The sequence below is a fragment of the Arthrobacter sp. B0316-1-20 genome, from assembly GCF_059091865.1.
Map to the genome: position 1 here is coordinate 145,381 of NZ_JBNHHC010000013.1, position 23,393 is coordinate 168,773.

22 protein-coding genes are annotated in these 23,393 nt (G+C 67.4%); 6 read left to right on the top strand and 16 right to left on the bottom strand.

Annotation, left to right across the window (positions count from 1 at the left end; genetic code table 11):
* Window positions 1–12: 12 nt before the first annotated feature.
* The 7 genes from AC5RW2_RS21500 to AC5RW2_RS21530 form a co-directional block, all read right to left on the bottom strand.
* Entirely contained in the window at window positions 13–1,053 is a 1,041-nt protein-coding gene (locus AC5RW2_RS21500) for a gluconeogenesis factor YvcK family protein (RefSeq protein WP_493999636.1), read from the bottom strand.
* The gene (rapZ, locus tag AC5RW2_RS21505; RefSeq protein WP_493978538.1) at window positions 1,053–1,967 is read right to left on the bottom strand and encodes an RNase adapter RapZ; all 915 of its coding nucleotides are present in this window, start codon (window positions 1,965–1,967) and stop codon (window positions 1,053–1,055) included. Before rapZ ends, AC5RW2_RS21500 begins: the two co-directional genes overlap by 1 nt.
* A gap of 36 nt (window positions 1,968–2,003) precedes the next feature.
* Complete coding sequence (gene uvrC / locus AC5RW2_RS21510; RefSeq protein ID WP_493999635.1) at window positions 2,004–4,013, bottom strand: excinuclease ABC subunit UvrC; 2,010 nt, start codon at window positions 4,011–4,013, stop codon at window positions 2,004–2,006.
* A 48-nt stretch (window positions 4,014–4,061) separates the two neighbouring features.
* Window positions 4,062–4,727 carry a lysophospholipid acyltransferase family protein gene (locus AC5RW2_RS21515; protein ID WP_493999634.1) on the bottom strand — a complete coding sequence of 222 codons (666 nt, stop codon included), beginning with the start codon at window positions 4,725–4,727 and terminating at the stop codon, window positions 4,062–4,064.
* Window positions 4,724–5,443 carry an HAD hydrolase-like protein gene (locus AC5RW2_RS21520; RefSeq protein WP_493999633.1) on the bottom strand — a complete coding sequence of 240 codons (720 nt, stop codon included), beginning with the start codon at window positions 5,441–5,443 and terminating at the stop codon, window positions 4,724–4,726. Before AC5RW2_RS21520 ends, AC5RW2_RS21515 begins: the two co-directional genes overlap by 4 nt.
* A gap of 77 nt (window positions 5,444–5,520) precedes the next feature.
* Entirely contained in the window at window positions 5,521–8,367 is a 2,847-nt protein-coding gene (gene uvrA, locus AC5RW2_RS21525; RefSeq protein WP_494001251.1) for an excinuclease ABC subunit UvrA, read from the bottom strand.
* A 202-nt stretch (window positions 8,368–8,569) separates the two neighbouring features.
* Window positions 8,570–8,953: a GntR family transcriptional regulator gene (locus AC5RW2_RS21530; protein WP_493978542.1), complete on the bottom strand. Its 384-nt coding sequence runs from the start codon at window positions 8,951–8,953 to the stop codon at window positions 8,570–8,572.
* 109 nt (window positions 8,954–9,062) lie between these two features.
* Between AC5RW2_RS21530 and AC5RW2_RS21535 the strand changes: the two genes are divergently transcribed.
* Window positions 9,063–9,707, top strand: coding sequence for an MBL fold metallo-hydrolase (locus AC5RW2_RS21535; protein WP_493999632.1), 645 nt, complete (start codon window positions 9,063–9,065; stop codon window positions 9,705–9,707).
* Between the two features lie 125 nt (window positions 9,708–9,832).
* Here the strand turns inward: AC5RW2_RS21535 and AC5RW2_RS21540 are convergent, their stop codons facing one another.
* The 6 genes from AC5RW2_RS21540 to AC5RW2_RS21565 form a co-directional block, all read right to left on the bottom strand.
* Window positions 9,833–10,795, bottom strand: coding sequence for a DNA topoisomerase IB (locus AC5RW2_RS21540; protein ID WP_494014845.1), 963 nt, complete (start codon window positions 10,793–10,795; stop codon window positions 9,833–9,835).
* On the bottom strand, window positions 10,792–11,259 hold the full coding sequence (locus AC5RW2_RS21545; protein ID WP_494074520.1) for a hypothetical protein: 468 nt from the start codon (window positions 11,257–11,259) through the stop codon (window positions 10,792–10,794). Before AC5RW2_RS21545 ends, AC5RW2_RS21540 begins: the two co-directional genes overlap by 4 nt.
* A 146-nt stretch (window positions 11,260–11,405) precedes the next feature.
* Window positions 11,406–11,657 carry a hypothetical protein gene (locus AC5RW2_RS21550; RefSeq protein WP_493999630.1) on the bottom strand — a complete coding sequence of 84 codons (252 nt, stop codon included), beginning with the start codon at window positions 11,655–11,657 and terminating at the stop codon, window positions 11,406–11,408.
* Window positions 11,658–11,947: 290 nt separating this feature from the next.
* A complete protein-coding gene (locus AC5RW2_RS21555; RefSeq protein WP_493999629.1) occupies window positions 11,948–12,157 on the bottom strand; it encodes a hypothetical protein in 210 nt (69 codons plus the stop codon).
* A gap of 11 nt (window positions 12,158–12,168) precedes the next feature.
* A complete protein-coding gene (locus AC5RW2_RS21560) occupies window positions 12,169–12,582 on the bottom strand; it encodes a CBS domain-containing protein (protein ID WP_493999628.1) in 414 nt (137 codons plus the stop codon).
* 195 nt (window positions 12,583–12,777) lie between these two features.
* Entirely contained in the window at window positions 12,778–12,996 is a 219-nt protein-coding gene (locus tag AC5RW2_RS21565; protein ID WP_493999627.1) for a CsbD family protein, read from the bottom strand.
* A gap of 301 nt (window positions 12,997–13,297) precedes the next feature.
* Here AC5RW2_RS21565 and AC5RW2_RS21570 point away from each other — a divergent pair, with 301 nt between their 5' ends.
* The gene (locus tag AC5RW2_RS21570) at window positions 13,298–14,191 is read left to right on the top strand and encodes a glucose 1-dehydrogenase (RefSeq protein ID WP_493999626.1); all 894 of its coding nucleotides are present in this window, start codon (window positions 13,298–13,300) and stop codon (window positions 14,189–14,191) included.
* A gap of 89 nt (window positions 14,192–14,280) precedes the next feature.
* Here AC5RW2_RS21570 and AC5RW2_RS21575 read toward each other — a convergent pair whose 3' ends face one another.
* Complete coding sequence (locus AC5RW2_RS21575; protein WP_493999625.1) at window positions 14,281–15,057, bottom strand: trans-aconitate 2-methyltransferase; 777 nt, start codon at window positions 15,055–15,057, stop codon at window positions 14,281–14,283.
* 91 nt (window positions 15,058–15,148) lie between these two features.
* Between AC5RW2_RS21575 and AC5RW2_RS21580 the strand changes: the two genes are divergently transcribed.
* The 4 genes from AC5RW2_RS21580 to AC5RW2_RS21595 all read left to right on the top strand — a co-directional run bounded on the left by AC5RW2_RS21580 (window position 15,149) and on the right by AC5RW2_RS21595 (window position 20,831).
* Window positions 15,149–17,698: a DEAD/DEAH box helicase gene (locus AC5RW2_RS21580; RefSeq protein ID WP_494074521.1), complete on the top strand. Its 2,550-nt coding sequence runs from the start codon at window positions 15,149–15,151 to the stop codon at window positions 17,696–17,698.
* Window positions 17,699–17,833: 135 nt separating this feature from the next.
* Window positions 17,834–19,012 carry a zinc-dependent alcohol dehydrogenase gene (locus AC5RW2_RS21585; protein WP_493999623.1) on the top strand — a complete coding sequence of 393 codons (1,179 nt, stop codon included), beginning with the start codon at window positions 17,834–17,836 and terminating at the stop codon, window positions 19,010–19,012.
* A 29-nt stretch (window positions 19,013–19,041) separates the two neighbouring features.
* Window positions 19,042–19,536, top strand: a complete 495-nt coding sequence (locus AC5RW2_RS21590) for a GNAT family N-acetyltransferase (protein ID WP_493999622.1) — start codon at window positions 19,042–19,044, stop codon at window positions 19,534–19,536.
* 38 nt (window positions 19,537–19,574) lie between these two features.
* Window positions 19,575–20,831: an alpha/beta fold hydrolase gene (locus tag AC5RW2_RS21595; protein ID WP_494001249.1), complete on the top strand. Its 1,257-nt coding sequence runs from the start codon at window positions 19,575–19,577 to the stop codon at window positions 20,829–20,831.
* 54 nt (window positions 20,832–20,885) lie between these two features.
* Here AC5RW2_RS21595 and AC5RW2_RS21600 read toward each other — a convergent pair whose 3' ends face one another.
* Both AC5RW2_RS21600 and AC5RW2_RS21605 read right to left on the bottom strand, forming a co-directional pair.
* On the bottom strand, window positions 20,886–22,214 hold the full coding sequence (locus AC5RW2_RS21600; RefSeq protein ID WP_494074522.1) for an MFS transporter: 1,329 nt from the start codon (window positions 22,212–22,214) through the stop codon (window positions 20,886–20,888).
* 39 nt (window positions 22,215–22,253) lie between these two features.
* The gene (locus AC5RW2_RS21605; RefSeq protein ID WP_493999620.1) at window positions 22,254–23,393 is read right to left on the bottom strand and encodes a TerC/Alx family metal homeostasis membrane protein; all 1,140 of its coding nucleotides are present in this window, start codon (window positions 23,391–23,393) and stop codon (window positions 22,254–22,256) included.

Here is a 23,393-nt window from a genome sequence, read left to right on the forward strand (position 1 = left end):
CCTTGTCCTTACCTAATCCTTGTGGCCTTCGAAAATGTCGTGGTAGGCACTCGCCAGTCTCAACGGATCGTGTACGGGGCGTCCGCCTGAACTTCCTACTCTACCGAAGACCACGCGTGCTCCCAGCGCGGCCGCGGCATCCTCGAAACGCCCCTTGTCGTCAATCACGGCCGGATCGGCCAAGACCACGTCGAAACGCATCCCGGGGGCGCAGCGCCTCACCGCGGCCAGGTGGTCCGAGGCCGTCATCCCGGACGTTTCCTTGGTGTCCACCGACAGGTTCATGGTCAGGCAGCGGCGCGCCGGGGTGTCACAGAGCGCCTCGCGCATCTCCTTCAGCATCAGGTGCGGCAACACCGAGGTGTACCAGGAGCCGGGCCCGAGGATCACCCAGTCGGCATATTCGACGGCGTTCAGTGCCTCGACGCAGGCCGGGGCGTCGTCGGGCAGCAGGCGCACGTCGTGGACGTGGCTGTTGCGTCCGGCCGCCGCCAACCGCGACTGGCCGGAGATCAGCGCGGTGCGCAGCCGCCCGTCCTCGCCCTCCACCAGCACGTCGCCCTCGATGGTCAGCGGCACGGTGGCCATCGGCAGCACCTCCCCGCGGGCCCCCAGCAGGGCGCCGGCCCACTTCAGGCCGGCAACGGGGTCGCCGAGCAGCTCCCACAGGGTCACAATCAGCAGGTTTCCGAGGGCGTGGTTGTCCAGCGACGGCTCGGCGCCCGGGGATGACTTGAAGCGATGCTGCATCACATCGCGCCAGGTCCGCCCCCAGTCGGTGTCATCGCACAGCGCCGCGAGGGCCATCCGCAAATCTCCCGGCGGGAGGACGCCGAACTCCTTGCGCAGGCGGCCGGAGGATCCGCCGTCGTCAGCCACCGTGACGATGGCCGTCAGTTCCGTAGTGAGCAGCCGCAGCGCGCCCAGCGAGGCAGAGAGCCCGTGCCCGCCGCCCAAAGCCACCACGGAGGGAGGCGCACCGCTCTTCCCGGTCCGGCTGCGGGAGGTCCCCGGGGCGGGAACCAGCGGCATCGGTCCGGTCAGGATCGCCACTATTCGCGCCCCAGGTCCCGGTGCTGGACGGTGACTTTGACGCTCGGCAGCTGGGCCAGCCGCTTCCCGATTTCCTCGGCGACCGCCACGGAGCGGTGCTTGCCGCCGGTACACCCGATGGCGATGGTGCCGTAGTGCTTGTTCTCGCGGCGGTAGCCCTCCAGCACCGGCTCCAGCGCGTCCACATAGCGGTTGACGAATTCATCAGCCCCGGAGTCCACCAGCACGTAGTCGCGGACCTTCTCGTCCAGCCCGGTGTGCGGGCGCAGCGCGGGGACCCAGTGCGGGTTGGGAATGAAGCGGGCGTCGGCGACGAAGTTGGCGTCCACCGGCAGCCCGTATTTGAAGCCGAAGCTGACCACGTTGATGCGCAGCACGATCGGACCGGATTCGGTGAAGAGTTCCGTGATGGCAGTGGCCAGGGCGTGGACGTTCATCTCGGTGGTATCCACCACCAGGTCGGCCGAGTCCTTGAGGCTGCTCAACAGTTCCCGTTCGGCGGTGATGCCGTCGGATATGCGGCCGTCACCCTGCAGCGGGTGCGGCCGGCGGCCCTGTTCGAAGCGGCGGACCAGGACGTCCCCGGAGGCGTCCAGGAACAGCACCCGGTAGTGGATGCCGCTGGCCGCCAGGGCATGCAGCGCCTCACGGATGTCGCGGAAGAGGCTCTGGCTGCGCACGTCTACGACCACGGCAAGCTTGGGCAGCGACTGCGGCATCCGCGAAACCAGTTCGGCCAACGTGCCCAGCATCTGCGGCGGCAGGTTGTCCACCACGTACCAGCCGTGGTCTTCGAGGGCATGCGCCGCCGTGGTCCGGCCGGCCCCGGACATGCCGGTGACCACCAGGAGTTCGGATTCCACCGGCTTTTCCGGCGTCAAGTCCTCATCCACCGTCATCGTCATTCCATCCATCCCGACCCCCGCTCCTCGATTCAAGCTCTAGCCTAACTAAGATTCGATGATTTCGCCGGTCGCCATATTTACCGCCGGCGCGGGCTCCTCCGCGGCACCGGCAGCCAGCTGGCGCTTCAAGGAAGCCGCCAGCGCCGGGCCGATGCCCGGAACCTGCTGCAGCTCTTCGGCGCTGGCCGCCTTGAGTTTCTTGGCCGAGCCGAAATGTTTCAGCAGCGCCTTGCGTTTCGCCGGCCCGAGGCCCTGGATGCCGTCCAGCACCGAGACGGTCATGGCCTTGCCGCGCTTCTGCCGGTGGTAGGCAATCGCGAAACGGTGGGCCTCGTCGCGGATCCGCTGCAGCAGGAACAGGCCCTCGGACGAACGCGGCAGGATCACGGGGAAATCGTCGTCGGGCAGCCAAACTTCCTCCAGCCGCTTGGCCAGGCCGACCACGAACACGTCGGTAATACCCAGGTCCGACAGCGCGCGGGAAGCGGCGGCCACCTGGGGCGGCCCGCCGTCCACCACCACCAGGTTGGGCGGATAGGCGAACTTGGTTTTGGGCGCCGGCGTGAGCGTCTCTTCAAGCACGACGGCGGTGTCCGCGCCGTCCCCGGCAGGGGTTTCGCCTGCATCGGCGGCCGCCGGGATGCCCTGGTGGCCTTGTTCCGCCAGATAGTTCCGGAAGCGCCGGCTGATCACGTCATACATCGCCGAGGTGTCGTCCCGGGCGGCCTCGCCGGTGATCGCGAAGCGGCGGTAGTCGGACTTCTTGGGCAGCCCGTCTTCCACCACCACCATGGAGGCCACCACGTTGGTGCCCTGCACGTGGGAGATGTCGTAGCATTCGATCCGCAGCAGCGCCACGGGCAGATCCAGTGCCTCCTGCAACTGCTGGAGGCCGGCCGAGCGCGTGGTAATGTCGCCGGCGCGCCGGCTCTTGTGCAGGGCCAGGGCCTGCTCGGCGTTCTCCCTCACGGTGGCCAGCAGGGCAGCCTTGTCACCGCGTTTCGGCACGTGGATCTGCACCCTGCTGCCGCGGAGTGCGCTGAGCCAGGCCTGCAGTTCGGCGGCATTCTCCGGTTCCTGCGGCAGCATGACCTGGCGCGGGATCCGGTCCGGCCCGTCGGCGTCCCCGTAAACCTGCTGCAACAGGTGTTCGGCCAGGTCGGCGTCGCTCTGGTCCTCGACCTTTTCCACCACCCAGCCGCGCTGGCCGCGGATCCTGCCGCCGCGGACGTGGAACACCTGGACGGCCGCCTCCAGTTCGTCCTGGGCCAGGGCGAACACGTCGGCGTCGGTGTCTTCAGTGAGCACCACGGCATTGCGTTCGAAGACCCGGCGCAGCGCGGCGATGTCGTCCCGGTGACGCGCCGCCGTCTCGTAGTCGAGTTCGGCCACCGCCGCGGCCATCTTCTTTTCGAGGTCCCGGATAAACCGGTCGGCTTCCCCGCCCATGAACGCGCAAAACTCGGCGGCCAGGGCCTTGTGGTCCTCGGGCGAAATCCGTCCCACACAAGGCGCCGAGCACTTGTCGATGTAGCCCAGCAGGCACGGCCGGCCGGTGCGCTGGGCCCGGTTGAAGACGCCGGTGCTGCAGGTGCGGACCGGGAAAACCCGCAGCAGGGTGTCCACGGTCTCGCGGATCGCTTTGGCCGGGTAGTACGGACCGAAGTACTTCACGCCCTTGCGCCGCTCGCCGCGCATCACCTGCACGCGCGGGAACTTCTCCCCCATGGTCACGGCCAGGTAGGGATAGGACTTGTCGTCCCGGAACATGATGTTGAAGCGCGGTGTGAACTCTTTGATCCACGTGTACTCGAGCTGGATGGCCTCCAGTTCGCTGCCCACGATCGTCCACTCCACCGAAGCCGCCGTGTGCACCATCGCATGGGTCTTGGGCGGCAGGTTCTTGGGGCTGGCGAAGTAACTGTTGAGCCGGGACCGCAGGTTCTTCGCCTTGCCGACGTAGATCACCCGCCGGTGCTCGTCCCGGAAGCGGTAGACGCCGGGATTGGTCGGGATCTCCCCCGTCCGCGGACGGTAGGAAGCAGGATTAGCCATGGCCGGTCACTCCCTTCCTCGCCTGGGCCCTGGGTGCCGTCCGGCCGGTCAAGCCGACGGCGTCTTGTTGTAGCTGTTCGAGCGTTCCTGGCCGGTCAGGTCGGCGATCGCGTCCATGATCTGGTCGGTGGCCGACCGGCGCGCCGGCAACGAGTGCTCCGGCCCGGTCCGCTTGAAGTACAGCGGCTTGCCGATCCGGACCGTGAAATGGCTCGGCCGGATCATCATCCTCCCGGCGGGCTGCAGCTGTTCGGTGCCGATCAGCCCGACCGGCAGCACCGGCGCCCCGGTCGTGAGGGCCAGCCACCCCACGCCGGTGCGGCCCCGGTAGAGCTTGCCGTCACGGGACCGTGTTCCTTCAGGATAAATCCCGAAAGCCTCGTTGCGGTCCAGTACGTCCAGGGCGCTCTGCAGCGCGGCCACGCTGGCGGCCTGTTCGCCCCGCTCCACCGGTATCGAGCCGACGCTGTGAAAAAACCACCGCATCGCAGCACCCTTGGGACCGCGGGTGGTGAAGTATTCGGCTTTGGCGAAAAAGGCCACCTTCCGCGGCATCATCGCCTGGATGATGACGCTGTCGAGGAAGGACAGGTGGTTCGGTGCCACAATCACCGGGCCGGTCGCGGGAAAGTTCGCGATGCCTTCAATCGTCGGCCGGCAGCTGAGCCGCAACCCGGCCCGGAACGAGGCGCGGGTCGCTTCGAACGTCCTCATGCGGCCGGTCCGGGGCGTCCGGCCAGGGCGCCCTCGGGCTCGGCGGCGGTCAGCCGCCCAATAGCGGCCTCAAGTTCTTCGGCGGTATCCACGACGACGACGGCGCCGGCGGCTTCCAGCTCCCCGGGGGCTGCGAAGCCCCAGCCGACCCCGACGGCGGGGATGCCGAGCCGGAGCGCAGCGGCCGCGTCGTAGAGCCGGTCGCCCACCATGACCACCGGGCCGCACGCGTCGCTGAAAGCGTCCAGCGCGGCCTGCAGGATCGGCACCTTGCCCAGCCCGGGTTCCGCCGGGGCGGGATCGTCACCCTCGGCTCCGTAAATTCCCGCAAAGTACTGCTCCAGGCCCTGCAGCCGCAGCAGCTCCCGCGCCAACCCGGTCGGCTTCTGCGTGGCGACGGCGAGGATAGCGCCGGTGGAGAGGAGCCGCTCCAGCAGGCCGGTGATGCCCGGGTACACGCGGCTGGCCGCCATGCCGGACCGGCGGTAGCCCGCCCTGTACAAGGCGATCACCTCGCCGAGCCGGTGCTCCGGGACGCCGGCGCCGCGCAGAGATTCACCCAGCGGCGGCCCGACCAGGGATTCGAGTTCTTCCTGCGGCGGGACCGGCAGGCCGGCCGCCGCGAGGGCGCCGGCTATTCCGGTGGTGATGGCACCTGCGGGGTCAACCAGGGTTCCGTCGAGGTCGAAAAGTACCAGCGCAGGCAATTGAGTCACCCGGGCATTTTCCCACAGATCCGCGGATCCGCCGGAATCCATTCCTGCTCGGGAATACCTTCTTCCCTCCGGCAGGCTCACTGCTGGCCGAGCGCCTCCGCCAGGAAGCGCCCGGTGTGGCTGCCCTCGACTGCCGCCACCTGCTCGGGAGTGCCGCTGGCGATGATCTGGCCGCCGCCGGAACCGCCCTCGGGCCCCATGTCCACAACCCAGTCGGCGCTCTTGATCACGTCGAGGTTGTGCTCGATGGTGATCACCGTGTTGCCCTTGTCCACCAGCCCCTGCAGCACCTGCAGGAGCTTGCGGATGTCTTCAAAGTGCAGGCCGGTGGTCGGCTCATCCAGCACGTAGATGCTTCGCCCGTTCGAGCGGCGCTGCAGTTCGCTGGCGAGCTTGACGCGCTGGGCTTCCCCGCCCGACAGCGTGGTGGCGGGCTGTCCGAGCCGGACGTACCCCAGCCCGACGTCCACCAGGGTCCGCAAGTGGCGGGCGATCGGGGTGAACGCGGCAAAGAATTCCGCTGCTTCCTCGATCGGCATGTCCAGGACTTCGGCAATCGTCTTGCCCTTGTAGTGGACTTCCAGCGTCTCGCGGTTGTACCGCGCGCCGTGGCAGACCTCGCACGGAACGTAGACGTCCGGCAGGAAGTTCATCTCGATCTTCAGCGTGCCGTCGCCGGAGCAGGCCTCGCAGCGCCCGCCCTTGACGTTGAACGAGAACCGGCCGGGCAGGTAGCCCCGGAGCTTCGCCTCGTTGGTCTCGGCGAACAGTTTGCGGATGTTGTCGAAGACTCCGGTGTAGGTGGCGGGGTTGGAGCGTGGCGTGCGGCCGATCGGGCTCTGGTCGACGTGGATGACCTTGTCCAGCTGGTCCACGCCTTCCACCCTGGTGTGCCGGCCGGCGACATGCTTGGCTCCGTTGAGCTTGTTCGCCAGCACCTTGTAGAGAATGTCGTTGACCAGGGTCGATTTTCCGGAGCCGCTGACGCCGGTGACCGCGGTGAAGATTCCCAGCGGGAACGAGGCATCGATGCCGCGGAGATTGTTTTCCCGGGCACCCACCACCTTGATCTGGCGCTTCTTGTCCATCTTCCGGCGCTTGGCCGGCAGTTCGATGCGGCGCCGGCCGGACAGGTAGTCACCGGTGATGGAACGCGTGTTGTCCAGCAGTTCCTGCAGCGAGCCGGAGTGCACCACTTCGCCGCCGTGCTCGCCGGCGCCCGGTCCGATGTCCACTATCCAGTCGGCCTCGGCGATGGTGTCCTCGTCGTGTTCCACCACTATCAGGGTGTTGCCGAGGTCGCGCAGCCGTGTGAGGGTCTCGATCAAACGGCGGTTGTCCCGCTGGTGCAGGCCGATGGAGGGCTCGTCGAGCACGTAGAGCACGCCGACCAGGCCGGAGCCGATCTGCGTGGCCAGCCGGATGCGCTGGGCCTCCCCGCCGGACAACGTGCCGGCGGCGCGCTCCAGGTTCAGGTATTCCAGGCCCACGTCCAGGAGGAACCGCAGCCGCGCCTGGATCTCGATGAGTACCTGGTGGGCGATCTGGGTTTCGCGGGCCGAGAGCTCCAGGCCCGCGAGGAACGAACTCGCCTCGCGCAGCGGCAGGGCAGACACATCCGCGATGGACTTGCCGTTGATCAGCACGGACAGCGACGCGGGGTTCAGCCGCGCGCCGTTGCACTCCGGGCACGGGACCTCGCGCATGTACTCCTTGTAACGGTCCCTCGCCCACTCGGACTCGGTTTCCTCGTGCTTTCGGTGGATGTACTGGAACGCGCCCTCGAATCCGGTGCTGTATTTCCGTTCCCGGCCGAAGCGGTTGCGGTACTGCACCACGACCTTGAAGTCCTTGCCGTGCAGTACGGCCTCCCGGACCTTCTTCGGCAGGTTCTTCCATGGCTCGTCCATGGAGAACCCCAGCTCATGCGAGAGCCCTTCGAGCAACCGCGTCCAGTACTCCTGGGTGGCTTTGCCCAAGGACCACGGGGCAATGGCGCCCTCGGACAGGCTCCGGTCGGGATCCGGGACCACCAGGTCCACATCTACTTCGAGCTTGCTGCCGATACCGGTACAGGCCGGACAGGCGCCGAACGGATTGTTGAACGAGAACGAGCGCGGCTCGATCTCGTCGATGGCGAGCGGGTGTTCGTTCGGGCAGGCCAGGTGCTCGGAGAAGCTACGCGTACGGCCCGGGTCGTCCTCGTCAATGTCGACGAAATCGGCCAGCACGCGGCCCTCCGCGAGGGCCAGGGCGGTTTCCACCGAGTCGGTCAGGCGCTGGTGGATGCCTTCCTTGGCCACCAGCCGGTCCACCACCACCTCAATGGTGTGCTTGTACTGCTTCCCCAGCTTCGGCGGTTCGCTTAGCTGCACCTGCTTGCCGTCCACCTTTGCGCGGGAAAAGCCCTTGGTGCTCAGTTCCTTGAACAGGTCGACGAACTCGCCCTTGCGCCCGCGCACTACCGGGGCCAGGATCTGGAACCGGGTCCCTTCGGGAAGCTCTTGCAGCTGGTCCACGATTTGCTGCGGGGTCTGCTTTTCCACCGGTTCACCGCACTGCGGGCAAAAGGGGCGGCCGACGCGGGCCCACAGCAGGCGCAGGTAGTCGTAGATCTCGGTGATTGTTCCCACGGTGGAGCGCGGGTTGCGGCTGGTCGATTTCTGGTCGATCGAGACCGCCGGCGACAGGCCCTCGATGAAGTCCACATCCGGCTTGTCCACCTGCCCCAAGAACATCCGCGCATAGGAAGAGAGCGATTCCACGTACCGGCGCTGGCCCTCGGCGAAGATCGTATCGAAGGCCAACGACGACTTGCCCGAGCCGGACAGGCCCGTGAAGACGATCATGGCGTCGCGGGGCAGGTCCACGCTGACGTTCTGCAGATTATGCTCGCGGGCGCCCTTGACGACCAGCCGGGACATATCCGCGGAGCGGGAAACGGAGGTGGCAGACTCGGAATCGGTCGCCGGGACGGACGCTTCGCTTGCTTTTAGCACGGTATCTACTCTAATCGAAAATTCGTTCGAACTTGTATTACATCGGTCACGGCGGACGGCACCTGCGGACAGAGAGCGTCCGCAATCGTCGGCTCCCCGGCCGGCGCCAGACGACGCCTGATGCCGCCTACTTGATGCCGTGGCGCTCCAACGCGGCCTTGGCGGCGGCGAGTGCTTCCTTGCCGCCGATCCCTTGGCCGTGAACGGCGCGGGCGAATGCTTCGGCGGCATCGCCCAGTTGTTGCCGGGCCTTGCCGGCTCCGGCGCTGACCACGGTGCCGGCCCGGCCGTGGGTTTCCACCCGCCCGGCAGTTTCAAGCTCCCGGTAGGCGCGTGCCACGGTATTCGGGACCACACCCAGATGGTCGGCCAACCGCCTGACGGGCGGCAGCTTCGTGCCTACCGGGAGTTCGCCGGCATCGGCCGCTTCGATGATCCGCAGCCTCAACTGCTCGAAGAGCGGCACGGCGCTGTCGCGGTTCATCCGCCAGTCAAACTCGCTCGCTTCCATCGTCTGCGCCCGCTCCTCGTCGTGTCCCCAGCATCGCGCTGCCTGTCCGCTGCTACAACCAGAATGACATCCTGAGCCGTCCGGGTCGACTGTCGGTAGGCTGGGAAGCATGTTGCTTCACGAAGATCCTGCAGTCACCATCCGCGGTATTTCCGTTTCCGAGATGGACAACAACGTCTATCTGCTGACGGCCAAGGCTTCCGGCACCCAGGTGTTGATCGACGCCGCCGATGACTTTCCGGCCATCCAGCAACTGCTGCGCGAGGGCGCCGCGGATGCCGGGCGGCCGGCCGAGGTTGCCCTGATCGTGACCACGCACAGCCACTGGGACCATGTCCGGGCCCTGCCGGAGGCGGTGGCCGCTACCGGCGCCAAAACGGCGGCCGGGGTGGAGGATATTCCGCAGATCGAGGTGCGGACCGATGTTGCGCTCGAGCATCAGGACGTCGGCCGCTTCGACGGATTCTCGTTGGAAGCCATCAAGCTGCGCGGGCACACGCCGGGTTCCGTGGCGCTGCTCTACCGCGCACCCGAGGGTCCGCCGCACCTGTTCACCGGAGATTCCCTGTTTCCGGGCGGGCTGGGCAACACGCAGCAGGACCCGGAACGGTTTTCAACCCTCTTCAACGATGTGGCCGAACGGGTGTTCAACTACCTGCCCGACGACACGGTGGTCCATCCGGGCCATGGCGCCGGCACCACCCTCGGGGCAGAACGGCCTCATCTGGACGAGTGGAAATCGCGCGGCTGGTAGGGCGCATTCAACCCCGACAGACGTGGACGTTGGGGGGAATCCCGCCTGCCGGGGCTCTCTAATTCTAGCGCCGCGGGCTGCTTTCGCTCCCTTGCCACCCGAGGAAGGATGGCAGGCTGCCCCTGTCAGGCCAGGAAGGACGGCAGGCTGCGTTCCGCCGCGGAGTACGTGGCGGCGTCCGGGATCTGTCCCGCCATAAAGCGGTCCACGAGCCGCGGATCCACGTACGACTTGCGGGCGACGGCGGGCGTATTGCCCAGCCGCTCCGAGACGGCGTGCATGGCTGCGACCACGGCCTTGCGCCGTCCGGTGAGATTCGGCTTGCCGGTGTAGCCGGCCAGTGCCACGGCGGCCGTTACCGTTCCCTGCCACGTCCGGAAATCCTTGGCACTGAACTCCGGCCCGCAGAGTTCGTGGATAAACTCGTTCAACTCCGACGCGGCGAGCCCCGACCAGTCTCCGGTGCCGTTGCGGTAACCGATGGCCGGATCGTCGGCCTTCAGGGTCCGCACCGCCGCCAGCTGGACGGCGATATCCGGATCCTTCAGTTCCACGTCCCACTGCAGTCCGCTCTTCCCGGGAAAATGCAGCCGGACGGTATCTTCCCGCACCTGCACGTGGCGAACCAACAACGTCGTAACCCCGTAGGATCCGTTGTCTTCGGCGTAGACTTCCGAACCGATCCGCAACGACGCGCTGTCCAGCAGGCGGAAGGCAACGGCACAGGCCACCGGGCGGGTTCGTTCGCCGGACCTCAGCAGCCTCGTCACCTTGCGGCGCGCGGTGGTCAGGGTGGCTCCGAACGCCAGGGAGCGGTCAAACTTTTCGCGATCCCTCAGTTCCCGCCAACGGGCATGGTAGATGTATTGCCGCCGCCCGGCATCGTCGGTTCCCGCGGCCTGGATGTGCCCGTTGGGTGCCGGGCAGATCCACACATCCGACCACGCCGGCGGGACCGCCAACGCCTTGATCCTTCGGAGCTCGTCCCCGGCAGGCCTCGAACCGTCGGGGTTGCGGTAGGAGAACCCCGTCCCGTGGCGCCGGCGGGTGATGCCGGGTGCACGGACGTTGCTGCGCCTTAGCCTCAGACGGGCACCTCCATCTTAAATCCGCAGCTGCAGCGAAGGATTTCGACGTCGACCCGCACGGTAGGTAGCGGCCCGGTTTCCGGGGAGCCTGCATCCACGGGATCAACGATGGAGTGGTCGATGCGTTCCACCGGCTGCATGGGCTCCCCGCAGTGCATGTAGCCCTCGGCGCCGAAATCGATACCGACGCTCTCGGATTCCGTGGCCGGCACCTTGAAGGTTTCGTGCCCGTAGTAAGCGTCGCAGCGGCTGCACCAATAGCTGACGTCCCATCGCGGCAGTGCGGGCGCCCCGGCCTGCGGCGGCAGCAGCGTTACGGCATCGAAGACCAGGTACTCGTCGGTGCTGCAGGCAGAGCACGAGGGATCGGGCAACGCGCTTCCCGGTTCCCGGTCCTGGCCGGCATGGGCACTTGAACTGTCATTGGCAATCATGATCTTCTGCCCTTCCAATCTGCAATCCAACTAATGATAAGTATACTGTTTGTAACCCATCATACTGAGGTTGGAAAAGCAGCATAGGCGCCGCGGCGGCGCCCCCGAAAGGGTGTACGGCCGCCCGCGGCACGGGCCGCTTGGATCAGCCGCCACGAAAGCAGCCCCGGGCGGACCTAGCTGGTGCCGTCATACAGCGAGTCCGGCGGTTCGCCCCCTGGTTTGCCGTACAGGCCACGGACCCGCCGCTTGCTGGCCTGCAGCGCGTCCCTGCTGTCGCGCCGGTCCAGTTCAACGCGCAGTTCCTCCAAGCGAAACTCGGTCTCGGGGTCGGCCGCGCCGAACTGGATGCTTTCCCGCTCGAGCTGGCGCATGGCCCTGCCGTACAGTGCCAGCAGTTCGGGGTCCCCGAGGGGGGCCAGATCCATGGGAAATTCGTCGGCGGGTGACAGATGGCGGTGCCGCATCAGTCCCGCCCCAAACCGATGAAACCCCCTGCATACCGACCGGCATCGGACCTGTCCATGCGCAGCCTCCAGATAGCCCGGGAGCCGATTCGGCTCCAACTGCTGCGAGCTTACAAGCGCTTCCCCCCTCCGGCAACGAATGACTGTATTATCGCGCCGGCGCGGTTAATTTTACGCCTTGGTCTTGACAGGCGGCAGCCCGGGATGCCGTGGGCATCCCGGGCACCCGTCCGCCGGGGACGGCGGGATGATCATTCGTCGTAGCGTTCTTCCCGGATGGTTCCGAACGGGACCTCCTCGGCCGCCATGGCTTGCACTTCGTTGGGGAGGAAGCGGACCAGCACGCCGCGATCGCCTTCGGCGGCCGATTGCTTCAGCACCGGCAGGATCGCGTCGGCCTGGGTCGGCTCACATCCGGCCAGGTACCTGGCATACGCCTCCGGCAACTGCTCCGACATCATGGCCGCCGGGATCAGTAGGAGATGAACTCGACCAGTTCACCCACCCGGTCCTCCGGATAGTTGCGGGCGACGTCAGCCTGGCTGAGTATTCCGACCAGGTCGTGTCCATCGATGACCGGCAGCCGGCGCACCTGATGGTCCTGCATGGTTCTGATGGCCTCTTCGATGCTGTCGTCCGCGCCGATGGTCACCGGCTTGCCTTGGCCCAGTTCGCCCGCTTTCACCTCGCGCGGGTCCCGCCCGTCGGCCAGGCACTTGACCACAATGTCGCGGTCGGTGACCATGCCCTTGAGCCTGTTGTCCTCACCGCAAATGGGCAACGACCCCACGTCGAGGTCCCGCATTTTTTGCGCGGCCAGCTCCAGCGTCTCGTTCTCGCCAATGCATTCAACACCACCGGTCATGATTTCCCTTGCGGTTGTCACGGATATCAGTCCCTTCAGGTAGTTCGAGCCGCTTCGCGCACCGTCCGGCCAGCGGGGACGAGCACGCCAAGCTGATTTATAAGGTTACTTACAATTACCACAGGGCGCGGGGGAATTGAAGGGCGGCCCGCGCCTTAAGCCACGGAGCCCCCGTGAACCAGCGGCTCACGGGGGCTCAGTGACAAAGGAACCGGATCAGCGCCTGGCGCCGCCTTCGGTGTCGTCGGCAACACGGTCGGCGTCCTCGTTCAGGTGGGCCTTGGCGTCGGCGATCTTGTCCTTGGCCTCGCCCTCGACCTGCTGGCCCTTGCCCTTCAGCTGCTGGGACTTGTCATCCCTCGCCTCGCCGACGGCTTCGTTGACCTTGCCGGTCACCTTGTCCTTCGCAGCATCGAACTTGTCGCCCATACCCATATCAGCACCTCTTTCGGTTCAGGTTTTCCTACAGGTTTAGCCAGAGTATCGCGCCGCGGGCCAAGTAGAAAGCTTGCTGACCTTCGGGCCGGTTCGCCCGGGGCCGACCCTTCGCGCTTCCGGATCCTTACGGGAGGGCAGGCCGCTACCCGGCTGTACGACCCGATGCACGACAGCGTAGGGTGGCATCACGATCAGCATACTGACCATACCGGCCGCTCCCCGGCCACGCCTTCCACTCCAGTGGAGCACCAACGGTGCCGGCGGAGCCTTCGCAGCGGCCGTTAGAAGGGAGCCAGACATGACGGATCAGTACACCTTCCAGAATCCGGTAGACCGTTTTCCCAGCATCTCGCCGCCCAAACAGAGCCAGCCGGAGCCCGGGCTGGACAAAGAGCTGGAGCCCGAGACCGACCGCGGCGAAGAGTCGTACCGCGGCACCGGCCGGCTGACCGGCCGCAAGGCCCTGATCACGGGAGCTGACTCCGGCATCGGCGCCGCCGTCGCCATCGGGTTCGCCCGCGAGGGAGCCGACGTCGCCCTCTCCTACCTTCCGGCGGAGGAATCCGATGCCCGGCACGTCGCTTCGGTCATCGAGCAGGATGGCCGGAAGGCGGTGCTGCTTCCGGGCGATATTTCCGATGCCGAGGCGTCCCGCGAGCTGGTCGCCAAGGCGGTGGAACAGTTGGGCGGGCTGGACATCCTGGTCAACAACGCAGGGCGCCAAATCGCCGTCGAGAAAATCGAAGACATCAGCGACGAACAGTTCGAGGACACGTTCCGCACAAATGTTTTTGCCATGTTTTGGATCACCAAGGCCGCCGTGCCGCACATGCCGCCGGGCTCGACGATCATCAACACGACCTCGGTCCAGGCCTACAATCCCTCGCCGGTCCTGCTGGACTACGCCTCCACCAAGGCGGCCATCAACAACTTCACCAAGGGTCTTGCGCAGCAGCTGGCAAGCCGCGGGATCCGGGTCAACGCCGTGGCCCCCGGCCCCTTCTGGACCCCGTTGCAGGTCAGCGCGGGACAGCCGAAGGAAAAGCTGCCGGAGTTTGGCAAAAACGTTCCCCTCGGCCGTGCCGGGCAGCCCACCGAACTGGCGCCGGCCTACGTCTATCTGGCCTCGCCGGAGTCGAGCTACGTTTCCGGCGAGACGCTGAACGTCAACGGCGGAACGCCCACGCCGTAGAAGCGAAACGCCCGGCCTTCGAGGACCGCCCCTGCGCCGCACACCGGGTCGCGGGGCGGTCGTCCGGAGGAAAGCGGAGAACAGAAGACTCAGCCGAGCTTGCGCCCCACCGCGAAGATCCGGCGGAATCCGAACACGGTTCCGTGCTCGCCGGCCGGGTAGGCGTCGCGCAGCAGCGTGGCGTACTCTGATTCGAACTTGGCCGCTTCTGCCGCCGGCAGGGCGGCCAGGACGGGGCGCAAGCCGGTCCCCCTGACCCACTCCAGCACCGGATCCGGCCCCTGGAGCAACTGCTGGTAGGTCGTTTCCCAGACGTCGGCGTCACAGCCTTCGTCCCGTAGCAGCATGAGGTAGTCCTCGGGTTCGGAGACCGCGTCCTCGTGGCGAAGCACCCCGTCCAGCCGGCGATGCCACCGCGGCGAGCCGGCGAGCGCCCGCATGAGCGCGTGCGACGGCGCGGCGAAGTTGCCGGGTACCTGCACGGCGAGCCAACTGCCGGGCTTCATGGCGCGCAGCCAGGAACGCATGAGGTCCTGGTGCCCGGGCACCCACTGCAGCGCGGCGTTGGACACCAGCACGTCCAGCTCCGCCGGAGGGGTCCAGGTCCGGATATCCCCGGCCGCGAACGATAACCTGGCCGAGGTGTGCCGCTGCTGCGCCTGCCGGATCATCTCGGGCGAGGAATCCACTCCGGTGATGCTGGCGGCGGGCCAGCGGTCGGCGAGCGCCGCCGTCAGGCCGCCCGGGCCGCAGCCCAGATCCACCACCACTGCGGGGTCGTCGGCGGCGATCCTTCCGGTCAGGTCAAAAAACGGCCGGTCGCGGTGGCCGGCGAATTCCACATACTTCTGCGGGTCCCAGTGCATGGGCAGTACGTTACGCCACGCCCCCGCCGGGGCGGCGCACCGCCGGGTGCCCGCATGGCGCGGCGCGACCACCGCATAAGCTGGAAACAACATGAATCTTCTCCAGCTCCTGCCGGGTACCGGCACTGCCTCAGATCCCGACGACGTCTACACCTGGTTCACCGAGTGGGTCGAATCCCGTGGAATGTCGCTCTACCCTGCCCAGGACGAGGCCGTCATGGAGCTGGTCACCGGCAACAACGTCATCCTGGCTACCCCCACCGGGTCGGGGAAGTCGTTGGTCGCGATCGCGGCCCACTTCCACGCCATGTCCGCCGGGACCGTCAGCTATTACACGGCACCCATCAAGGCGCTCGTGTCGGAGAAGTTCTTCGCCCTGTGCGACATCTTCGGCCCGGAGAACGTCGGCATGGTCACCGGCGACTCGTCGGTCAACCAGGACGCCCCGATCATCTGCTGCACCGCCGAGATACTGGCCAACATCGCGTTGCGTGAGGGCTCCGCCGCGGACCTTGGCACGGTGGTCATGGACGAGTTCCACTACTACTCCGACCCGCAGCGCGGCTGGGCCTGGCAGGTGCCGCTGCTGGAACTGCCGCAGGCGCAGTTCCTGCTGATGTCCGCGACGCTGGGCGACGTGACCCGATTCGAGAAGGAACTCACCGACCTCACCGGCAGGGCGACGGTCACCGTCAGTTCGGCCGAACGCCCCATTCCGCTGCATTACTACTATGTGCAGACCAGCGTGCAGGAGTCGCTGGAGGAACTGCTCTCCACCAGGCAGGTACCCGTCTACGTGGTGCACTTCAGCCAGCTGGAAGCCATTGAGCGCGCACAGAACCTCATGAGCATCAACGTCTGCACCCGGGAGGAGAAGGACCGCATCGCGGAACTGATCTCCGGTTTCCGGTTCGCGGCCGGCTTCGGCAAGACCCTCAACCGCCTGGTCCGGCACGGCATTGGCGTCCATCACGCGGGCATGCTGCCCAAGTACCGCCGGCTCGTGGAGCAGTTGGCGCAGGCCGGGCTGCTGAAGGTCATCTGCGGCACCGACACCCTGGGGGTGGGCATCAACGTGCCCATCCGCACCGTGCTGCTGACCGCCTTGAGCAAGTACGACGGCGTGCGCACCCGCCTGCTCAACGCGCGCGAATTCCATCAGATCGCCGGGCGGGCGGGCCGGGCCGGCTATGACACGGCGGGCACCGTCGTCGTGCAGGCCCCGGAACACGTGGTGGAGAACACCAAGGCGATGGCCAAGGCGGTGGCCAAGTTCGGCGACGACCAGAAAAAACTTCGCCAGGTGGTGAAGAAGAAGCCGCCGACCGGCTTCGTGAGCTGGGGCGAACCGACCTTCCACAAGCTGGTGGAGAGCGACCCCGAACCGCTGACGTCCAGCTTTTCCATCAGCCACGCGATGCTGCTGAACATTCTCGAGCGCCCCGGGGACCCGTTCGCCGCCGCCAAACGGCTGCTGACACGCAACCACGAAACACGCGCGTCCCAGCTGAAGCTGATCAAGAAGGCACTGGGCATTTACCGGGAGCTGGTGGTTTCCGGCCTGGTGGAACGCCTCGACGCGCCGGACGAGCACGGGCACCTCGTCCGGCTGAAGGTGGAGCTGCAGCCGAATTTCGCGCTGAACCAACCGCTTTCCCCGTTCGCCGTGGCCAGCCTGGACCTGCTGGACCCCGAGGACGGCGGCTATGCACTGGACGTGGTCTCCATCATCGAGGCCACGCTGGAGAAGCCCCGCCAGATCCTGTCCGCGCAGGAGAAGAAGGCACGCGGCGAAGCCGTGGCTGCGATGAAGGCCGACGGCATCGAATACGACCAGCGGATGGCCCTGCTGGACGAGGTCACCTACCCGCAGCCGCTGGCCGAGCTGCTCGAGGCCGCCTTCGAGACCTACCGCCACGGTGCGCCCTGGCTGGGCGATTTTGAACTGGCGCCGAAGTCGGTGATCCGTGACATGTACGAACGGGCGATGAATTTCGGCGAGTTCGTGCAGTTCTACGGGCTGGCCCGCAGCGAGGGCATAGTGCTCCGCTACCTGACCGACGGCTACAAGGCACTGCGGCAGACCGTGCCGGCCGAGGCCCTGCGCGAGGACCTGGCCGACATCATCGCCTGGCTGGGCGAGCTGGTGCGGCAGGTCGACTCCAGCCTGCTGGACGAGTGGGAAGAACTCGCCGCGGGCAAGGGCGCCGCAGATCTGGCGGCCGAGCACGCCGCCGAGTCGGTGTTCACGCAGGAGCCGCCGAAGCTGACGGATAACATCCGGGCCTTCCGCGTGATGGTGCGCAACGAGTTGTTCCGCCGGGTGGAACTGTTCGCCGAGGAGCAGGAAGAGGAGCTCGGTGCCCTGGATGCCGATGCGGGCTGGGACGCCGACCGCTGGGCGGACGCGATGGACGCCTACTACGAGGAGTACGACGACCTCGGCATCGGGCCGGATGCGCGCGGACCGGCGCTGCTGATCATCGAGGAGCAGCCGGCCGTCTGGAAGGTGCGGCAGATCTTTGATGACCCGGCCGGCAACCGGGACTGGGGCATCAGCGCCGAGGTGGACCTTGCCGCCAGCAACGAGACGGGAGCGGCCGCGATCCGGATTCTCGACGTCGGACCGGCCGGCGGCTGAGGTCGGCGGGTCGGCCCGGGCCGGCCGGCGGCTTCCGCTTGCAGGCGGTTGGCGGCGACCCTAGGGTGGTAAGCACACTTACCTTCCGGGGGGCGCGGCCTGCGCTCCCCCGGGCGGCGCGACAGGGGGACAAGCGTGAAAGCACTGACCTGGCAAGGCAAACGGAAGCTGAGCGTCGAGCAGGTTCCGGACCCGGTGCTGCGGGAACCCACGGACGCCATCATCAGGGTGACCTCCACCGCCATCTGCGGATCCGATCTGCACCTCTACGAGCTGTTTGGCCCGTTCCTGTCGCCCGGCGACGTCCTGGGCCATGAACCCATGGGGATCGTCGAGGAGACCGGAAGCGCCGTGCCGGGGCTCAAGCCCGGCGACCGGGTGGTGGTTCCCTTCAACATCGCGTGCGGGCGCTGCCACATGTGCAGCCGGGGGTTGCAGTCGCAGTGCGAAACCACGCAGGTCAAGGACAAGGGTTCAGGTGCCGCACTGTTCGGCTACACCGAGCTCTACGGCTCGGTTCCGGGCGGGCAGGCCGAGTTCCTGCGCGTCCCGCACGCGGACTACGGCCCCATCAAGATCGAGGACAGCCAGGCGCCGGACGAGCAATACCTGTTCCTCTCCGACATCCTCCCGACCGCGTGGCAGGCGGTGGCCTACGCCCAGGTTCCCGACGGCGGCACGCTGGCGGTTTTCGGGCTCGGGCCGGTCGGCCAGTTCGCCGCCCGCATCGGCCGCCATCTGGGCCACCGCGTGATCGGGATCGACCTTGTTCCGGAGCGGCTGGAAATGGCCCGCAGGCACGGCATCGAGACCCTGATGTGGGGACCAAAGATCGCCGACGAACTGCGCGACGCGACCCGGGGCCGCGGTCCGGAGTCGGTGGTCGACGCCGTCGGCATGGAGGCGCACGGCGCGACCGCGGCGGCCACCGCGCAATTCGCCGTCGGACTCCTCCCCGACCCCGTGGCCAGGAAGCTGATGTCGACGGCAGGGCTGGACCGCCTCTCCGTCCTGCACGCCGCGATCGACGCCGTGGCCCGCGGCGGCACCATCTCGCTGTCCGGCGTCTACGCCGGCCAGGCCGACCCCATGCCGATGCTGACGCTCTTCGACAAGCAGGTCACGCTGCGGATGGGCCAGTGCAACGTCCGGCGCTGGATCGACGATGTGCTGCCGCTGGCGGCTGATCCGGCGGATCCGCTCGGCGTCGGCGACCTGGTCACGCACACGGCCCCGCTGGCTCAGGCCCCGGAAATGTACGAGAAATTCCAGAAGAAGGACGACGGCTGCATCAAGGTGGTGCTCAAGCCGTAGCGCCCGCTCCGGGACGCTAGGCTTTTGTCATGTCTGTGATCCGCCCGGCCGACGAAGCCGATGTCCCCGTTATCCTCGACCTGATCCGCGACCTGGCCGTGTACGAGAAGGAACCGGACGCGGTCAAAACCACGCCCGAACAGCTGCGGCACGCCCTGTTTTCGGCCCGGCCGTCGGTCTTCGCGCACGTGGCGGAAGACGACGGCGGTGTGCAGGGTTTCGCCCTCTGGTTCCGGAACTTTTCCACGTGGGAGGGTGTGCACGGCATCTATTTGGAGGACCTGTATGTACGGCCCGAGGCCCGCGGACGCGGCTACGGCAAGGCCCTGCTGCAGACGTTGGCCAGCCACGCGGTGGCGTCGGGGTACGCCCGGGTGGAGTGGGCGGTACTGAACTGGAACCGCCCGTCCATCGACTTCTACCGCAGCCTCGGCGCCCGGATGCAGGAGGAATGGTCGACGTTCCGGCTGGCCGGCGACGCCCTCGCCTCGTTCGGCTCGGGCGCCGGCCGGGTGCACCCGTGACCGGACACCGAGTGACCGGAACGCACCGCATCCGCGGCATGCGGACGGCCGGGTATTTCTTTGACGTGCCGCTCGACCATGCGGATCCGGACGGCGAAACCCTCGAGATCTTCGCCCGCGAGTATTCATCCCTGGAACACGACGACGGCGCCGCGGCGCGTCTGCCGTGGCTGCTGTTCCTGCAGGGCGGGCCCGGCGGCCGAGGCAACCGGGTGACGTCGTTGTCCGGCTGGATGAAGGAGGCGGCCAAGACCTTCCGCATCCTCATGCTGGACCAGCGCGGCACCGGCCTCTCCTCCCCCGTGAACCGGCAGACGCTGCCGTTGCGCGGCGACGCGGCGGCGCAGGCGGCCTTCCTGTGCCATTTCCGTGCGGACTCGATCGTGCGTGACGCCGAGCTGATCCGGCAGGAGCTCGGCAGCGGACCGTGGAGCATCTTCGGGCAGAGCTACGGCGGCTTCTGTGCGCTGACCTACCTCTCCCTCGCACCCGAGGGGCTGCGGGAAGTGCTGATCACCGGCGGCCTGGCCCCGCTGGCGGGAGGAGCCGAGCAGGTCTACCGGGCCACGTTTCCCCGGGTGGAAGCACGCAACCGGGAATACTTCGCCCGCTACCCGGAAGACCGGGCCCGGGTCACCGCCGTCGCACGACACCTGGAATCGGTGCCCGAGTACCTGCCGTCCGGCGAGCGACTGACCACCGGCCGGTTTCAGATGGCCGGGTCGTTTTTGGGCGGCAACACCCGGATCGACGCCCTGCACTACCTGCTGGAGGACGCCTTTGTCCCGACGCCGTCCGGCCGGCGGCTCTCGGATACCTTCCTTGAGCAGGTCTCCGCGCTGGCGGGCCGTGCTTCCAACCCCCTCTATGCCCTGATGCACGAATCCATCTATGCTCAGGGCGAAGCGACCGGGTGGGCGGCGTGGCGCGTGCTCCGGGAGTTCCCGCAGTTCGCCCCGGAGGCGGACGAGCCGCTGCTCACCGGCGAGATGGTCTATCCCTGGTACTTCGAGCAGGACCCGGCCCTGGTGCCGCTGCGGGAGGTGGCCGAGCTGCTGGCGGCGAAGTCGGACTGGCCGGCGCTCTACGACGCCGACCGGCTGGCCGGGAACGACGTCCCCGCCGCCGCGGCCGTCTATCGCGACGACATTTACGTGGAGCGCGGCCTGTCCCTGGAAACGGCCGCGCGGGTGAAGGGGCTGCAGGTCTGGGAAACCGGTGAGTTCCATCACGACGGCATTGCGGACGACGGCGAGGCCGTCTTCCGGCGCCTGCTCGGCATGGTCCGGGGCTGACTGCCGTCCCTCACGGCCCGGCAAACGTGCCCGAATGCGCTTTTACCCGATGGCTCACGATGGGCTCCTGTCGCCGACACCCACGCCTGCCGGGATGCCCCGGCTGCGGGCGGCGAAAGCCATCGCCAGCAAGACGCAGGCAACGACGGCGGCCGCCGCGTTCAGGCCGCCGAACCCCAGGGCGGCCAGCAGCGGGCCGGACAGGGCTGCCCCCATGGCCCCGGCGGCGCCCATCAGCGTGTCGGACAGGCCTTGGGCCGGCACGCGGCCGGACTCCGGCACCGACTCGGCCAACAGCGTGGAGCCGGCAATCACCGAGGCCGACCACCCCAGGCCCAGCAACACCAGACCGGCACCCACCAGCCACGTGTCCTGCTGTCCCAACCCGGCCAGCGCCGTCGCGGCCAGGAGGACCAGTTGCCCGGCCGCTATGGTGCGGGTTCGTCCCAGCCGGTCGGTCAGCCAGCCCATCAGCGGCGAGAGTGCGTACATGCCGGCCAGGTGCAGCGAGATCGTGAAGCCGATGATGGCGAACGTGTCTGTCTGGCTGTGCTGGTGCCCGCCGGCATGGTCCAGCGCCTGCAGGTGCACGGGCGTCATGGACATCACCGCTACCATCACCAGCTGGGCGCCCACCACGCACGCCAATCCGAGCGCGGCCATGGGATGGTGCCGGATCGCCGCCACGCCCGTCCGCAGGGTTCCGCGGCGGTTGACCGGTAGGGCTTCCCCGCCGCCGCGTGCGCGCGCATAGCCCAACGGGTCCGGCCGCAGGCCCACCAGCAGCAGCGCCGCGCCGATGGCCATGCCCGCCATCGAGAACAGGAATGGTCCGGAGGATTCGGGCAACCCGAGCGCAGCGCCCAATTCGGCGCCCGGGCGGATCAGGTTGGGGCCGGCCACGGCACCGACCGTGATGGACCAGACCACGAAGGCCAGGTCCCGGCCGCGATGCTGTGGCACGGCCAGGTCCACCGCCGCGAAACGGGCCTGCAGGTTGGCCGCGTTGCCGACCCCCAAGAGGGCGGAGCCGGCCAGCAGCACCGCAAAGGATCCGGTGACCGGTGCCAGCGCCATCAACGCCGAACCCAGCAGGGCCAGCAGCAGACCGGTGACCAGCGCCCGCCGGCGTCCGGAACGGGCGGCGACACCGGCCAACGGCAGCGCCGCCAGCGCGCCCGCCAGTGCTATCGCCATCGTGGACGTTCCCGCCAGGGCCTCGCTGCCGGTGAGCTCCACGGCCAGCAGCGAGCCGATGGCCAGCCCGGCGCCGTGGCCCAAGCCGCTGAACAGCTGGGCCAGGGACAGGGAAACAACGACGCGGCGCTGAACGGCCCTCGTGCGAGGGTCTGCGTTCAGCGCCGCGTCTGGTTGCTGGGTCACACGCCGATCCTAGTCGACCTGCAACCGATTAAACCGCCGTTACTCGGTGTCGGACTTGGCGCGCTCGGCCTCCGACTGGACGCGCTCAGCGTTGGACCGGGCCGGCTCGGCGTCGGCCCGGGCGGCCTCGCTGTCGGCCCTTGCGGCCTCGCTGTCGGCCCTTGCGCGCTCGGCGTCCTTCGCCAGCCGCGCATCGATGGCTGCCTGACGGCCGGCCGGGCTGAGCAGGCTGGCCACCGTGGCGACCACCAGGGTGCCGATGATCACTCCGAGCGACAGCTGGGTGCTGATCTCCGGGACCCACTCGACGTGCTGGCCGCCGTTGATGAACGGCAACTCGTTCTCGTGCAGCGCGTGGAAGATCAGCTTCACGCCGATGAAGGCCAGGATGACCGACAGCCCGTGCTTGAGGTAGACCAGGCGGTCCATCAGGCCGCCCAACAGGAAGTAAAGCTGGCGCAGACCCATCAGCGCGAAGATGTTCGCCGTGAAGACGATGAACGCGCTCTGGGTGAGGCCGAAGATCGCCGGGATGGAGTCTACAGCGAACAGCAGGTCGGTCATACCGATGGTAATGAAGACCATGACCATGGGGGTGAACAGGCGCTTGCCGTCGACCGTGGTGCGCAGCTTGTTGCCGTCGTAGTGCTCGCTGACCGGCAGCTTCTTGGTCAGCCGGGAGATCAGCCCGGACTCGGAGCCCTCTTCCTCGTCCTCGCCCGAGTCTGTTGCCTGCTTCCAGGCGGTCCAGAGCAGGAACGCCCCGAAGATGTAGAAGACCCAGCTGAACTGGGCGATCAGCGTCGCGCCCAGCAAGATGAAGATGCCCCGCAGGATCAGCGCGATGATGATGCCGAACATCAGCACTTCCTGCTGGTACTTCCTCGGCACGGAGAACCTGGCCATGATGATGATGAAGACAAACAGGTTGTCCACGCTGAGGCTGTACTCGGTGATCCAGCCCGCCACGAATTCCTGGCCGTAGTCGGGTCCGGCCTGCCAAAACAGCATGCCCGCGAAGATCAGCGCCAGGGTGACGTAGAAACCGACCCAGAGGCCGGCTTCCTTCATGGACGGCTCGTGCGGCCGCTTGACCACGTACAGCAGGTCGAACAGCAGGATGGCGCCCAGGACCACGAAGGACGTGATCTCAAAGGACAGCGATAATTGGTCCGACAC